General features: G+C 66.7%; 14 protein-coding genes. 4 read left to right on the forward strand and 10 right to left on the reverse strand.

The annotated features are described in order from the left end of the window. Positions 1–4: 4 nt before the first annotated feature. The 6 genes from RJ03_RS33790 to RJ03_RS33815 are packed head-to-tail and all read right to left on the reverse strand — an operon-like array spanning position 5 to position 7,078. Entirely contained in the window at positions 5–1,189 is a 1,185-nt protein-coding gene (locus RJ03_RS33790) for a cytochrome P450 (RefSeq protein ID WP_036511041.1), read from the reverse strand. Beyond that, entirely contained in the window at positions 1,182–2,759 is a 1,578-nt protein-coding gene (gene mhpA, locus RJ03_RS33795; RefSeq protein WP_051025636.1) for a bifunctional 3-(3-hydroxy-phenyl)propionate/3-hydroxycinnamic acid hydroxylase MhpA, read from the reverse strand. The genes RJ03_RS33790 and mhpA overlap by 8 nt, the downstream gene beginning before the upstream one ends. Next, positions 2,756–3,115, reverse strand: coding sequence for a DoxX family protein (locus RJ03_RS33800; protein WP_036511046.1), 360 nt, complete (start codon positions 3,113–3,115; stop codon positions 2,756–2,758). Before RJ03_RS33800 ends, mhpA begins: the two co-directional genes overlap by 4 nt. Beyond that, positions 3,112–5,013 (reverse strand): acyl-CoA synthetase, encoded by a 1,902-nt coding sequence (locus tag RJ03_RS33805; RefSeq protein ID WP_036511278.1) that lies wholly within the window; start codon positions 5,011–5,013, stop codon positions 3,112–3,114. The genes RJ03_RS33800 and RJ03_RS33805 overlap by 4 nt, the downstream gene beginning before the upstream one ends. Continuing rightward, entirely contained in the window at positions 5,010–5,948 is a 939-nt protein-coding gene (locus tag RJ03_RS33810; protein WP_036511052.1) for a fumarylacetoacetate hydrolase family protein, read from the reverse strand. Before RJ03_RS33810 ends, RJ03_RS33805 begins: the two co-directional genes overlap by 4 nt. Next, positions 5,945–7,078: a VOC family protein gene (locus RJ03_RS33815; RefSeq protein ID WP_036511055.1), complete on the reverse strand. Its 1,134-nt coding sequence runs from the start codon at positions 7,076–7,078 to the stop codon at positions 5,945–5,947. Before RJ03_RS33815 ends, RJ03_RS33810 begins: the two co-directional genes overlap by 4 nt. Before the next feature lie 132 nt (positions 7,079–7,210). Between RJ03_RS33815 and RJ03_RS33820 the strand changes: the two genes are divergently transcribed. After that, on the forward strand, positions 7,211–7,873 hold the full coding sequence (locus RJ03_RS33820) for a TetR/AcrR family transcriptional regulator (protein ID WP_036511058.1): 663 nt from the start codon (positions 7,211–7,213) through the stop codon (positions 7,871–7,873). A gap of 79 nt (positions 7,874–7,952) precedes the next feature. Here the strand turns inward: RJ03_RS33820 and RJ03_RS33825 are convergent, their stop codons facing one another. Beyond that, positions 7,953–8,996: a YdcF family protein gene (locus RJ03_RS33825; protein WP_036511061.1), complete on the reverse strand. Its 1,044-nt coding sequence runs from the start codon at positions 8,994–8,996 to the stop codon at positions 7,953–7,955. Between the two features lie 391 nt (positions 8,997–9,387). Here RJ03_RS33825 and RJ03_RS33830 point away from each other — a divergent pair, with 391 nt between their 5' ends. Then, positions 9,388–9,819: a hypothetical protein gene (locus tag RJ03_RS33830; protein ID WP_036511064.1), complete on the forward strand. Its 432-nt coding sequence runs from the start codon at positions 9,388–9,390 to the stop codon at positions 9,817–9,819. On the opposite strand, the gene RJ03_RS33835 is transcribed toward RJ03_RS33830, so the two are convergent. Both RJ03_RS33835 and RJ03_RS33840 read right to left on the reverse strand, forming a co-directional pair. After that, entirely contained in the window at positions 9,806–10,090 is a 285-nt protein-coding gene (locus RJ03_RS33835; RefSeq protein ID WP_036511068.1) for a hypothetical protein, read from the reverse strand. The genes RJ03_RS33830 and RJ03_RS33835 overlap by 14 nt on opposite strands. Next, positions 10,087–11,292: a cytochrome P450 gene (locus tag RJ03_RS33840; RefSeq protein ID WP_036511071.1), complete on the reverse strand. Its 1,206-nt coding sequence runs from the start codon at positions 11,290–11,292 to the stop codon at positions 10,087–10,089. Before RJ03_RS33840 ends, RJ03_RS33835 begins: the two co-directional genes overlap by 4 nt. 70 nt (positions 11,293–11,362) lie before the next feature. Between RJ03_RS33840 and RJ03_RS35500 the strand changes: the two genes are divergently transcribed. Then, positions 11,363–11,998, forward strand: a complete 636-nt coding sequence (locus RJ03_RS35500) for a TetR/AcrR family transcriptional regulator (RefSeq protein WP_051025637.1) — start codon at positions 11,363–11,365, stop codon at positions 11,996–11,998. 278 nt (positions 11,999–12,276) lie between these two features. Then, entirely contained in the window at positions 12,277–12,495 is a 219-nt protein-coding gene (locus RJ03_RS33855) for a dodecin (protein WP_036511077.1), read from the forward strand. A gap of 35 nt (positions 12,496–12,530) precedes the next feature. Here the strand turns inward: RJ03_RS33855 and RJ03_RS33860 are convergent, their stop codons facing one another. After that, complete coding sequence (locus tag RJ03_RS33860) at positions 12,531–13,538, reverse strand: LLM class flavin-dependent oxidoreductase (protein ID WP_036511080.1); 1,008 nt, start codon at positions 13,536–13,538, stop codon at positions 12,531–12,533. Positions 13,539–14,053 lie beyond the last annotated feature (515 nt).

Below are 14,053 nucleotides of genomic sequence, written 5' to 3' on the forward strand. Positions count from 1 at the left end.
TCTTTCAGGCGGGGATGAGTCGCAGGGGCAAACGCGCGTAGCGGTGAATGATGTTGTTCATCGCCCATTCGGGCTGTCCGGCCACCTCGATGTGGTCGATACATTCGGTGAGCGCACGCAGGATGGCTTGAGTCTCCAAGCGGGCAAGGCCTTGTCCGGCGCAGCCGTGGGTGCCGTGTCCGAATCCGAGTTGGCGGGCCGCGTCGCGGCGAATATCGAAGGTGTCGGGGGTTTCCCATTCGAGCGGGTCGCGGTTGGCCGAGCCGTAGATCACCACGACGCGCGCTCCCTTTTCGATCGAGGCTCCGGCGATCTCGACGTCGCGAACGACCTTGCGGGAGAACGCCCTGATCGGAGAGTGGTAGCGGACAACCTCGTTCACCGTGTTCGGGATCAGCGAAGGGTCCGTTTTCAGCAGCCGCCACTGCTCGGGATGTGTGGCCAGCAGGTACAGGGCGCTGGAAATCGCGCTGATCGTGGTGTCCAGTGACGGTGCCAGGTAGTCGATCAGCAGGGCTGGGCATTGCGCACGCGGCAGCGTGCCTTCGTCGGCGGCTCTCAGTATGTCTCGGCCGGCGCCGCCGGGCAGGATGGAGCGCTCGCGGGCGACCCGGCGGGCGAAGCGCATCATCTCGACGCCCGATGGTGTGGACCGCGCGGTTTGCCAGTTGCAGGGTCCGAGTGCGTCGAAAGTCGCTCCTGCCCAGCGCAGGAGGTGTTCGCGGCCTTCGTGCGGCCATCCGATGAGGTCGGGCACGACCGACATGGGAAGGGCGGTCGCCAATTCGACGCCGTCGACGTGGCCCTGGTCGGCCGCGGCCGCGACGACCGCGTCCGCCTGCTTGTCGACAGATTCCCGCATCGCGCGCAATGCTCGTGGCGTCAGATGGGGCGACAGTAGCGCTCGACGGCGTGCGTGGTCGTCACCGTCGCTGTTCAAGGTGGTGCCGCGCGAGAGCCGGTTGGTGAGCGGGTTCAGGGCGACGCCGGCGCCGGAGATGAAGGTCGTGTCGTCGAGCAGCGCCTGCTTGCATTCGGCGTATCGCGGCAGCGCATACGCTTTCTGGCGCGCCAGCCACACCACCGGGCCGAGTTCCCGCAACCGCGCATAGTGCGGATAGGTGTCTCGAACTGCCCGGGGGGAGTACAGATTCGGTTCGTAGGTGGGGATTCGGGCGTGTTTACGCATCGGAACTCCTGTACAGATCGGGGTGATCCCCGCACTGGGATCGGTGCAGGCCGGCGGGCCCGGAGCCGCTGCCCGGGAGCGCGCCGAGCACCGAACCGACTGTCCGGGCTGCGGTCTGGACCGTGCCATCGGGGCGGACGAATGCGGCGCGAGCCCACTTCCGCCGCAGCCACGCACCCAATTCGCTGCCCGGCTCGACCGGAACGAGAACAGCCCCGCGCCGCGCGATCTCGATGCGCTGCACCAGGGTTGGTTCGGCGACGGTGACAAGGGCGTAGCGTCCGCCGGCGACGGTGTCGAATCGGCGGTCGGCGTCAACCATCACGTTCGGTATCAGCGTGCCCGCCAGGCCCCGGCCGAAGCGGCGGCGGGTGTTCAGCGCCGATCGCCGCAGCGGTGGCGTCTCGTCGCCGGTGACGACTCCGGTGAAGCCAGGTATGCGTATCAGCCACGGCACGATCAGGCGGCGCAGTACATTGCCGAATTCGCCGCCTTCGGTCATCGCCCTTCCGGTCAGTGTGGCCAGCCGGATCAGGCTGCGCGCGTGAGGTTTGCGTTCGATCTCGTAACTGGAGAGCACCTGCGGCGGCAGAGAGCCGCTCAGCACAGCAGCCAGCTTCCAGGCGAGATTGGCCGCATCGCGCACACCGGCGCCCAAACCCTGACCGATAAACGGTGGAGTGAGGTGCGCGGCGTCGCCGAGCAAAAAGATGCTCCCGGAATGCCATCGATCCGCGATCTGGGCTCGTGAGATGTACTCGGCGACGCGGACCAGCTGGAGTTCGTCGATCCCGATGGTCTTGGTCCAGGGCCGGATCAGCGGATACAGATCGGCGATATCTTGGAAGTCGGCGTCCGATTCCCCTGGCAGCAGGCGAAATTCCCACCGGTATCGGGTTGCTCCGATGCGCATATAGGTGGCCGCGCGGGCCGGATCGCAGACCTGGTGCACCCCTTCCCATTCGCCGAGTTCGGCGGTGGTGGCGATATCGACGACGAGCCAGCGCTGTTCGAACCCGAGGTCGCGCATGGCCGACCCGATCGCGGCGCGAACGACACTGTTGGCGCCGTCACAGCCCAGGACGTACCGGCCCCGGATCGATGCGGCGGCGCCGCTGGTGCGGTCGGTGTAATCGGCACGCGCCCAGTCGCTTTCCTGCACCACTGCGGTCACCTCCACGCCGCCGCGGATCGTGATCTCGGCGTGTCGCCGTGCGTTGCGACGTAGTACGGCCTCGAGGTCTGGCTGGTCGAACAGATTCGCTTCGGGAAAACCGCTACGCCCGCCGACCGGGTCGCGATCGAATTGGGCAAGAACCCGCAGTGCGGGATCGACCAGCCGTAGCCCGAGCGCGGGCCGGGAGAGGGCGGCGAACTCCTCGTCGATACCGAGGCGGGCCAGGATTCGCCGGATCTCGCCGTCGAGGTGCACCGCCCGCGGCTGCGGGTAGACGTCGTGCCAGCGGTCCAGCACCACCGATTCCACGCCGTACCGGGCAAGCAGACTCGCCGCGGTGAGCCCGGTCGGGCCGGCACCGACGATGACCACCTCGGTGTCGAGGGTGTTCATCGGCTCGCCCCTGGCAGCGTCACCAGGTAGCAGACGCACAGAACTCCGACGACGACCGCGGGCGCGAACTGTTGTACGCGGTCACGCACGCGCAGGTGGGACACGAGAGCGCCGATCATCAGCAGTGTCAGACCGAGACCGGCGGTGGCGCCGATCGGCCACGACGCGATGCCTATCAGCAGCCCGAGGGCTCCGGCGATCTCGAGGCATCCGATGACTCGAAATGCGTCGACGGAGAAGCCGGCGTGGTCGGCTCGTCGCCGAATGTGTGGCAGAGCCGCGATTTTCGCGGCACCCAGTGGCGCGAACAGCACCGCGAGCACGACAGCCAGGATCGTGGCCAGGGCAGTCGTCATCGAACCACAACTTTCCATTCGATCGCGTATGCGCTCAAAACGGCTTCGGCACGGGCGCGATGAGCGTCCGATTCGAGTTCGACCGTCGTGATGATCGAACCGTCCTCGATGACGGCGGCGACGCTGGTTACCCCGGCGACTTCGGAGAGAGCGTCGCGGACTTCTCGTCGCGTGGCATCGGCGCGTAACCCGAGCTTGTAGGGCTTTCCGACATCGGTGACGGGCAGAGCGTCCAGCACGACAACCGCTTTCGGCGCGGCGGCCCGTTCAGGGACGTGCTCCCCCGCCCAGGCAAGCAGTTCGGATTCGGTGGTCTGGTCACCGGCGGTCAGAGTGACGTAGACCACCGGCACCTCGCCCGAGTGCGCATCGGGTCGCCCGACCGCACCGGCGGCGGTCACCGAGGGATGCGACAGCAGGGCGTCTTCGATGAGCGCGGGGTCGATGTTGTGTCCGCCGCGGATGATGAGATCCTTTGCGCGCCCGTGCAGATGGATGAAGCCGTCCTCGTCGATATGCGCGAGGTCGCCGGTGTCGAGCCAGCCGTCGACGAGTTTGCCGCGACCGTCGAGGACATGTCCGTGCTCGTCGTGACCGCTGACATATCCCGCGAAAACGGTCGGCCCGCTGATTGCCAGCACCCCTGTCTCACCGGCGGGAAGGTCGTGCCACGTTCCGTCGTCCCCGACGCGGACGACCTTGATCCGCTGGTATGGCATGCGTTGCCCGACCGCGCCCGGGCGCGGCTGGTTCGGGAAGCTGCGCGCGCTCGCGCAGGTGGCCTCGGTGAGGCCATATCCTTCGACAAGGGTGACGCCGGTGTGGGTTTGGAAGTTGTCCCGCACGGCCGCCGGCAGCGGAGAGGCACCGACCATGGCGTAGCGCAGCGTGCTGATGTCGGCGTCGACGGGGCATTGCGCCAGTACCGCATACACCGTCGGGACCGCGCTCATCGCGGCGATCCGATAGTGGGCCACGATTTTCCAGAATTCCGCGTAGAGGGCGAAATCGCGATAGCCCAGCGGGCCGGCCCACACCACCGCTTGCCCCTTGAACAGCGGCGCGAGCAAGGTGACGACAAGTGCGTTGACGTGGAACAGCGGCAGGGCGGCGAATACCACCGCTTGCTCGTCGAGCAACGAATTGGCCGCGATCATCCAGGCGTTGGCCACCTCACCGCGATGGGTATGTGCGGCCAGCTTCGGAACCCCGGTGGTACCGCCGGTATGAAAGAGCCCTGCCGAATCGTGCGATTGTGGCAGCTGTCCGGCGAAGCCGCGGGCGTCTTCGTCACCGGCCGCCTCGTCGAGGTAGCCGAGGTGAACACCGTCGGCCAGCGAGACGGGCTCCGGGGTCGACGCCGCGGCGGTGGGTCGCAGCAGCAGGATCGAGTCGAGCAGTCCCTGGGCGGCCAGCTCACGCGCGCAAGCCCACGTGGTGGCGTCGAGTTCGGGGCCGGCGGCGATCAGTACCCGCGCACCCGAACGCTTCAACAGTTCTGCGACATGATGCTGCGAGAGTGCGGAATTGATCGGGGCGGCGATTCCGGCCAGTTGCGCGGCGAGAGTCGCCGGGATCAGCTCGGCGCAGTTGGGGGCCATCAACGCGACCGCGTCCCCACGCCGGATGCCCAGGCGGTGAAGAAGGTTCGCGTACCGGTGCACCTGTGCCAGCAGATCGGAGTAGGTGCACTGCCACGGTTGCCGCCACCGGGCAGCTTCCGGAAGGACGGTCAGCGCTGTCCGATTCGGCCACAGCTCAGCCGCTCGCACCAGCAGCGCGTAGGTCGATTCGGGCAACCCCCGCTCTTCCAGGGGTATGGCCTCGACAGCGGACAGGTCGGCGGGTTCGGCGTACCGCGGCCACAGCAGTTCATGATCGATCAGTTGCTCGGTCATCGCGCGCACCTCACAACGGTGCGCTGACGCCCGAGGTCGATCTTGCCGTCGTCGGTAGCCACGCTCGCTTCGATCACGTCACCGTCCTGTAGATACTTCCGGTTCTTGGCTTGGGCTTTGAAGAACAATCGCCATTTCGTCGCGGCGGGAAGCAGCGAGCCGATGATCTCGACCGGTTTGGGCGGGGCACTGAGCGCGGTGCCGACCGGCGTTCCGGTGAGCAGCAGGTCACCGGGGGCGATGTGCTGGAATCCGGTCAGCGCCTGCAAAGTCCGCACCGGGTGGTAGATCATGTCCGCCACGGTCATGTCCTGGCGGATTTCACCGTTGACCGACAGCCGCAGCCGCAGTTCGGTAAACCGTTGCAGCTCATCGGCATCCAGTAGCACCACCGCCGGGCCGACCGGGGTGAAGGTGGGATAAGACTTGCCCTCGTAGAACTGGGTTTTCGGTAGCTGCACATCGCGAGCCGAAATGTCGTTGGTGACCACCAGACCTGCGACGTAGTCGGCGAGATTCTCAGCGGTGATGGTGGTGCCCACCGGCATGTCCCTGCCGAATACGAGACCGATTTCGACCTCGTAGTCCAGCAGCCGGACATGAGCGGGCCGGATGACCTCGTCGAACGGACCGCTGATCGAACCGGAGGACTTCCGGAAGAACGTCAGGGGCACGGTGTCCGGGTCTCCGCCCGCGTCGGTGACGTGAGAAGCGAAATTGGTCATCTGAGCCACCACCCGGCACGGTGTGGTCACCGGCGATACCAACGACAGACTGCCGGCAGGTACGAGTCGAGTGCTCGCCGATGCTGCCGCCAACGCCGCCCGATCGGCCAACAACTCCCCGGTGGATGTCGCGGTCGTGTCCACCCGGGCTGCGCCGGCAGGTGTCGACACCCACCAGCCATCGGTGGTGCGAAGAACGGAAATACTCATGACGAGGCCACTTTCAACAGGCCGCGCAGGCGGCGGAGATCGAATTCGTTGTCATCGCGCAAGGCGCCGAGCGCGGCCCGCGCCTCCCGCAGCACTTCTCGGCTGGGACTGATCCCGAGGAAGTCTCTGCTGACGGGCGGGCCCCACTGGGCAAGGCCCGAGGCAGTCATGGGTGCCCAGCCCGGTTCGACCGTGCAGTCGAACATGTCCCCGTCGGTGAAGTGTTCGACAAGGAATCCGTCCGGATCGCGCCAGTAGTCGAACAACTGGCTGCCCTGAACATGACGTCCGATCCCCCAGGATCTGCGGTAACCGCTGTCACGGAGGTATTCCCCGCCCGCGGCGAGGGCATCGAGATCGGCGACCTGATAGGCCGAGTGGACATACCGATTCCGCGGCCCCAGTACCAGAGCCAGCGTGTGGTGGTCGGCGGGAGTGCGGCCGCGGTCGCAACGGATGAAGCTCATGACCGGCCCGCGGTCACGCTGACCGCGGTAGTACTGGAAATCACTGACGATCATGCCCAGGTATTGCAGATACCAGTCCAGGGTCCGGCGGTACTTGGTCGTCTGAACTACGACGTGGCCCAGGCGCTGCACCCGGGATGGTTCTCGCGGTGGTCGCTGTGTGCGATTGGCGCGGGCGAGTGCACGGCCGACGTTGAGGGTGTGCGGTGGTTGTGCCGGCAACTCCGCGTGAACATGGGTGTCGGAGACGAGTCGGACCCGCAGTCCGCTGGGATCCGCGACATCGACACCCACGCCGCCGAGGCTTTCCGGCAGCGGGGCCGCCGCCGCGCCGGTCGCAGCCGAAAACCGTGCCAGATCTTTCCGGTCGGCCACCGAAAAGGCCGGACCGACGAATCGGGAGAGCGCGCCGCGGCGAATGATCACACACGGTGAACCGGCGTCCACGCCGCGCAGGTGCAGCTCGGCCGGGGTTCGCACGATGGTCGTGAAACCGAAAGCGGTGGCGAACTTTTCGGCACCGACAAGATCGCGCTTTTCGAATTCCAGCCATGCGAGGTCGTGCACCTTGACGATCGGATTCAGCGCTCGCCCCGGATGTTCGCCGGTGAAGGCGCCGTGCTCGCTGTGCAGATCCGCATGGGGGTCGTGCAGGTCGTTCATCGACCGCTCCCTTCGGTGTATCTGAACATATCCTCACTTACGAAGAAGTTCTCAGTCAAGACCTATCTGAACATTTCCTCATAACTGACAACGCGAGGTAGGATCAGGCGGAAATCAGAGGAGGCGAACAGGATGGCCGAGGAGGCAGTCCAGGGACCGAACCGCCTGCAGAGACGCAAGGCACGCACCCGCGCCGCACTCGTCGGCGCGGCGCAGATGTTCATCGCTCGAGGCAAGATGAACGTCCCGATTTCGGATATCACTCAGGCGGCCGATGTCGGGATGGGGTCGTTCTACAACCACTTCCAGACCCGCGACGAGCTGTTCGCCACCGCCGTCGAAGAGGTGCTCGACATCCTCGGCGCGACCCTCGACACGCTCACCGAAGACATCGAGGACCCGGCCCAGGTATTTGCCCAAAGCTTCCGGCTGACCGGCCGCCTGCACCGCAGCAATCCCACCCTGAGCAAAGTCCTGCTCAACAGCGGGATGAGTCTGGCAGTGTCGGAGAAGGGCTTGGCGCCACGTGCTCGCCGTGACATCGAGGCCGCCACCCGAGCCGGCCGATTTCACACCCACGATGTCGAACTGGCCATGACCGTCGTCACCGGGGCCGCGTTATGCCTGGGTCAACTACTACACGAGCATCCCGAACGCGATGACGCCGAAGCCGCCGATCAGGTCACCGAAGACTTGCTGCGGATGTTCGGTCTCTCCGCCGACGAGGCCCGCGAGATATGCCGGCGACCACTGCCGATCGTCGAAACGCAGCCGGGCAGCGATGACGCGGCGTAGGCAACAGCCCCCACCGTGCGAGATCCTGCCGCCCCGGCCGTGATCGGATCGCCCGTCCAGGGTGAGGCACGACCGATGTTCAGGGCAGGGCCATCACGGCCAGCAGGACGACCAGAAGCGAGACCGCGACCGTGATGTGGCTGCGCCGGTAATGGGTCGCCAATACCGCGACGAATTCGCGCAGGAAGGCGGCGGGCAGGAAATAGGCGGCGGTCCGAGATCCCAGGACCTGGGCATCGATACCGAGGCGGCGGGTCAGCCCGGCCGTCCGGAGAACGTGAAAGTTACTGGTCACCACCGTGATTCGGAGCTGCTCCGGATCGATGCCGCGCCGGTTCAGCTCGCGCAGGCAGTTGCGCAGATTCTCGGCGGTGTTGCGCGAGTGCCGTTCTCGGACGATGGCGTGTCCGGAGACGCCGCGCGCGGTGAGGTAACGCGCCATCGCGTCGGCTTCGGTCGTCGCTTCGTCGGGACCCTGTCCACCACAGGTGACCAGGACCGGCCGGCGTCCGGACCGCAGCGCTGTGCGGTAGGCGTCGATACCGCGGTCCAGTCGCGCGGCCAGCAGGGGTGTGACGGATCTGCGGTTCAGGCCGCAGCCGAGAATCACGACGGCATCGGCTTCGGGACGAGCTGCCAAGCTGCCGTAGATCAGTGCGTAGCCGCCGAACGCGATCAGATGCGCCACGAAATAGACCGCGACCGCGGCGACCAGAACGGTGGACCCGATGGCCCAGCTCGGCATCCTCGGACCGGACGCGACCGTGACGACCGCGGCCACCGCGCCGATCAGGCCCGCCCCGAGCACGACCGGCAACGCGGTGGTCGCCGCGAACCCCTCCCGCGACATCAGCTCGATTCCGTTGACCAGCAACGCGATACCGGCCACGGCGAACGGAGCCGTGAATACCACGACCACCCCGAACGACGACGGCGCGTCGGGGCCGAGTCCGACGACCGCGCTCGCACCGCCGACGCCCAGCAGGGTGACCGCCGCCAGCAGAACGAATCCCGTCGAGAGCCGACGAGGCTCCAGGGCTACGCGGATCGCCGCGATGAATGCCAGGATCGCTCCGCCCGCCACCAGGAGCCCGCCGATCGACAGGTACGTCGCCGTCTGCATCCGTCCGAGACTCCTTCCGGCCCCTGCCGGGCCGCCGCGCCGAAGACACTTCGAAGTCGTCGGCGCGACGAGAAATCCGCGGCGACCTGGCGACGTAGCGACGAATTCCCGTTCCGGGGCGCCGGAAACAGGTCAGCGGGGCAGACTGCGGCCCGAATTGATCAGTCCACTTCGCACCGAACTCTTGCGTCACGACCTCACCTGATCGAACCGCGGCTGGCCGCGATTTCAGCGTGAAAGCGGTTGGGTTGAGCCACGTTCCGAAGCGCCTCACGCCGCCGCGCTGATCATCGACCCGTGCCGGGTCGGAGTGGACTCGGGGGCGGTGCGGTCGATGGAACCTGAACCCGTGTGTCGATAGCGTGTAAGGCCTGAACTGCGAGAGGACACCATGCACGCTCCTGCCTTTGTTTCCATCCTCGCTGCCGTCGGTAGCGCGTTTCTGTTTCAGGCCGCGCCGGCCTCAGCCGAATCGCACACCGGTATGCCGACGCTGACTGCACAGTTCGATGGCGGCCCGTGCGCGACGACCATCAACGCCAAGGCCAACATCTTCGATGACAGCAACCAGGTCTCCATCGGCTACCAGACCGACGACATCGCCGGCACCGGCAGCGCGGGATGCGGGTCGTCGCTGGTCGCGGTCGTCAATTGGCGCAATCTGGACAGCGGCGGGGTGGGTAGCGTCTCCCGGCACATGTTCCACAACGAGACCAACTCGATTTCCTTCGCCCCCGGCCCGGGACGGATCGCGATCGAGCTGACCACGCTCAGTGCCCACTTCCCCGACGCTTCCCGTCTCGAGGTTGTCATGCACGGCTGAGGATCCAGAGCAGTGCCGGGCCCGGCGCCCGGGAACCGGTGTCGCCGAACACACGGACCCGCGCACCGCCACCGAGATCGGTGACCACGGCGGCGCGATGCGGGCGGGTGCGTGCGGCGAGGCGGCGCATCAGCGGCAACGTGCGTGGGCTGACGGTTTCGCGGGGGTAGTGCCAGCGCGTACGGGCGAAGGTCGCGGTGGTAGCGCCGGCATGGCGGAACCGGTCGACCGGGTTCGTGCGGGGCGCCGGTGGGGTCGCTGCGCTGATCATGCGGGGGTGAGCGACAGGTTCAGGTGCGCCAGGCGGCGCACGATCAGGCTCGGAACATAGGCGGGTTCGGGGCCGCTCAGCGAGACGGTGGCGGTGGCGGCGAGCAGTGCGCGCACGGCCTGGGTGGTTTCTTTGCGGGCGAGGTGGGCGCCGAGGCAGAAGTGGATGCCGCGCCCGAAGCTGTGGTGCAGTTTCGGCTGGCCGCGGTCGAGGTCGACGCGGTCGGGGTGGTCGAAGATGCGGGGATCGCGGTTGGAGGCGCCCCACATCAGCATCAGTCGTGCGCCCGGTTCGAGGCGTACACCGGCCAGCCGGGTGGGGGCGGTGGTAACGCGGAAATGGCCGCGGAACGGGCTCTCGATGCGCACCGCTTCCTCCACCAGCGCACCGATCCGAGCGGGTTCGGCGCGCACCGCGGCTTGCAGTCGCTGATCGTCGGCCAGCAGCCGTACCGCGGTGCCGAGCAGGCTCGCGGTCGATTCCGCGCCCGCGGTGACCAACTGCACCAGCAACGTCGCACCCTGCTCACGGGTCACGGTTCCCGACGCGACCGCCGCGGCGACGCTGCCCAATACCCCCGCGTCCGCGCCGGGGCGGGCCTGGTCGAGGCGTTCGCCCAGATACTGTGCGAATTCGAGCACCGCGAGTGCGGCCTGGCCGGCGCGTTCGGTACTTGCGACGCCGGAGACCAGATCGATCGCCGCGTCCGACCAGGCGGCGAGGCGCTGATGGTCGGCGCGCGGAAGCCCGATCAGCTCGCCGATCACCTGCACCGGGACCGGATGGGCGACCGTGGTCATCCAGTCACCGCCGCCGGAGGCGACCAGTCCGGCTACCGCCGGGGCGACCGCGGCGTCGATCAACTCGGTCGTCTCGGCCACCGCACGCGGGCTGAACCGCGACATCACCAGCGCCCGCTGCGCGGTGTGCGCGGGCGGATCCGCGGTCGCCAGCACGTCCACCCCGCCACCGGCCTCGACCACCGACACCGTCGCCGACCCCGACATCGCCGACAGCACCGCGACCAGATTGCTCGAATAGGTCTGCGGATCGGCCAGCACAGTGCGGATCGCATCGAACCCGAGCACCACATATAACTGCTGATCGGGCAGATAATGCACGTCCCCGACACCACGCAACTGCTCGAGCAGCGGATACGGGTCCTGCAATGCCTCGACGCAGAACAGATCGGGAACAGTCATCACAACCAACCTTTCACACGTTGTATAACACGTTATACAACGTGTTCTCGCTCTGCGGTACCCTCGAACGGTGGTCGACGACACTGCTGCCCTGCTGCGCGAGTCCCGCGATTCGTTGCGGATGGTCCGCGAATTCGGTCCCGCCGAACGCGCGCGCCGCGCCGAGATCGCCGCGGTCGCCCGCACGATGGCCTCCCGGCACGGCTACAAGGGCGTCACAATCCGCGAGGTCGCCGCCGAGGCCGGCACCACCCCGGTCACCGTCTACCGCTACTTCGGTTCCAAGGACGGCCTGATCCAGCACCTCATGGCCGACTGGGCCCTCGACACCCTCGACCGCCTCACCCGGCTACCGGCCGACCCCGGCGCTGAGCCCGCCGACCGGATCGCCTCCGCGTTCTCCCAATTCATCGGCTGGGCCACCGAAGACCACAACCTGCTGCAAGCCGGAATGAACTCCGTGCACTCCGGCACCGGCCCCGGAATCAGGGTGTGGCGGCCCCTTTTCACCGAACTCGTCCGCGCCGCGCTGGCCGACCCCGACTGGACCGACGACCACGACCGAGCCCTGGTCCTCGGCCATGTCCTGACCACCTGCCTTCTCGACCTAGCCACCAACCCCGACAACATCGCCGACATCCGCCACACCATCACCCGCGCAGCACAACTGCTCTTCACCACGCCCGACCCGCCGCATCACCTATAAACCAGCGCATTCAGCTCGGCCACGATCTCGAATTCGATCTGTTCGAGGCGCTGCAGATGGACAATTCCTTTGCGGCGGTCGCCCAGCCGGTGTACGCCTGCCGGCCCCGTCGAACACCACATCCGGGCGAACAAAAACGGATCCGGCGTGATGCCGACGGCCGCAGCCGCATGCATCCTCGAGCTCGGCGCCACCGTCCCGGCCTTGATTACGCCGTCAACGGTTGCCCCGGTGGCATAGTCGAACCGTCCACCTCCGCTGAACCGGAAGGCATCGACATGACCGATCACACCTATCGAGTAATCGAAATCGTCGGCACCTCCCCCGATGGCGTCGACGCCGCTATTCGCAGCGGCCTGTCGCGCGCCGCGCAGACAACACACAACCTCGACTGGTTCGAAGTCCAGTCGGTCCGCGGCTACCTCGAGGAAGGAACCGTCGCCTACTACCAGGTCACCATGAAGGTCGGTTTCCGCATCGAGGACGCCAGACAATAGCGCTGCCGCCGAGGTGACGGAAGGGTGCTCCCCCCTTACCTGCCTACTGTGCCGGCGAGCTCCGCGGCCAGCAACTCGAACGACTTGCGCTGGTCGTTCGGGTCGTAGAGGTCGGTCTTGATCAGAAGTTCCTCCGCGTCGGTCGCCTCCGCCAAGGCGTGCAACTGCGACAACACCGTTGCGGCTGCCCCGACGAAAACCCCGTCGAGTTCATCCGCGATGTCTCGTCCGGCCGCATATCCGTAGTGATCCGCGGTCTGCGGGCTGGGTAAGCGTATGGGCTGCCCCTCTTTTCGCCGCGCGGTCTTCATTCTCAGCGATCCGGACAGCCACTGGGCGCGTTCATCGCTGTCGGCAGCGATTGCCGACACGCTGACCATGACCCGCGGCCCGGGACACAACGGCGAGGGCTGAAAGGTCTGCCGGTAGACACGAGTGGCCGCGATGGCGTTTCCCGGCTCGAGGTGATGAGCGGCTACGAAAGGAAGCCCGAGCACACCGGCGACGCGCGCCGTGTAGTCGCTGCTTCCGAGCATCCAGATCTCAGGTCGGCTGCCTTGTGCGGGCACTGCCACGACGCGGCCCTCCGTCGTCGGATCGAACATGCCCAGCAGATCCCGGATCTGTTCTGCGAAGGGGACGGCCGCCCTCTCGTGTGGGCTGCGGATACGGTCGACAACTTCGCGTGGCCCGCCAAGGGCCCGTCCCAATCCGAGGTCGATACGGCCGGGGTGAAAGACCTCCAACGTGCCGAATTGTTCTGCGATCACGAGGGGTGAGTGATTCGGTGTCATGACACCGCCGGCTCCCACTCGCAGATGACGGGTCACCGACGCGACGCGGTCGATGACGACTGCCGGTGCGGCACTGGCCACTCCGCGCATACCGTGATGCTCGGGTACCCAAAACCGGTGGTAGCCGAGCCTGTCGACGAACCGTGCCAGCTCGATACATTCGAGCAGTGCGGTCTTTGCGTTCGAGCCCTGCACGATCGGCGCCGTATCCAGGATCGAAAAACGCAGCGCGGCGCGATGATTCGTCATCGAGCGCTCAGAATAGTCACCAACACGGTGCGCATCCCGCGTCGTGCGTACAAACTCAAAACACCTCCCGCACTGGTGGATTCATCGTCCGGATGGGCCATCACCACCATCAATGCCGGCGGCGAGGCCGAGTCGGACATCATCGGGGCCCTTCTGTCGTCACCCGTCCTATCCCACCACGATCGAAGACGCCTCAGCGCAATTCGAGGTGAGTCCGGTCCCCCTGGCACGGCTGCACTCATCCCCTTCTCCTCGAGCGGCATGTGGACTCACCGAAGACGTTGTTCGGCCGAACCTCATTCCCCTGGATTATCCGCAGGGCCTCGTCATCGATTCGCCGCTGCAACTCCGTCATGGGGGCGTCGTCGAGACCGGTGAATGCGCGCAGAAACGGCCCGAATAGTCGCCAGCCGAGCTCGAGTGCTGCCACATTCGCCACCGCGAGCGCCGCCGCCGCGGATATCGGCTCGCCGTCGTCTGGTCGGTCCAATGCCGAAGCGACCCGTTCGGTCCTC

Source organism: Nocardia aobensis NBRC 100429 (assembly GCF_000308375.1).
GTDB classification, from domain to species: domain Bacteria; phylum Actinomycetota; class Actinomycetes; order Mycobacteriales; family Mycobacteriaceae; genus Nocardia; species Nocardia aobensis.